This is a genomic window from Paraburkholderia sp. LEh10 (genome assembly GCF_017814945.1).
Lineage (GTDB): Bacteria > Pseudomonadota > Gammaproteobacteria > Burkholderiales > Burkholderiaceae > Paraburkholderia.
Genome location: NZ_JAGIPX010000243.1, coordinates 1 through 524 on the forward strand (window position 1 = coordinate 1; position 524 = coordinate 524).

Below are 524 nucleotides of genomic sequence, written 5' to 3' on the forward strand. Positions count from 1 at the left end.
GTGATCGCGCCGTTCGCATTCGTGTGCGCTTCGCTGATCCTGTACTGGGCGAAGTGGCCGCTGACGGGCGAGATCATCCTGTTGATGATCGTCGCGCTTCCCGTGTTCTTCTACTTCCAGGCGAAGTCGGGCTTTGGTGGCTTCAATCAGGACCTCAAGGCGGCATGGTGGCTGGTCGCGTATCTGCCCGTGATGGCGATCCTGTCGCTGATCGGCAGCAAGCAGTTCGGCGGGCTGGGCGTGCTGCCGTACGGCTGGGACATGCTGATCGTGATCGCGTTCTCGCTGGTGTTCTATTACTGGGGCGTGCACACGGGCTATCGCACTGAGTACCTGGACGAACGTGAATCGCACGAGGAGATTCTCGAAGGCGTCGGCGCCTGAGCGCCGTCGATTGGCTTTCTGATCAACGAAAAAGCCCGCCGGATTTTCCGGCGGGCTTTTTTATGGGTGCGCCCGGCAGGGCGCACTTACCTGGAGGTGAAAGTCCTCTACCCACCCGGCAAGGGGAAGGGTTAGCTGAA

The 524-nt window shown here is 60.5% G+C and carries 1 pseudogene; it reads left to right on the plus strand.

The window, feature by feature from the left end:
* Positions 1-384 (plus strand): annotated as a pseudogene (locus J8I87_RS44170) (amino acid:proton symporter); the annotation flags it as partial.
* Positions 385-524 lie beyond the last annotated feature (140 nt).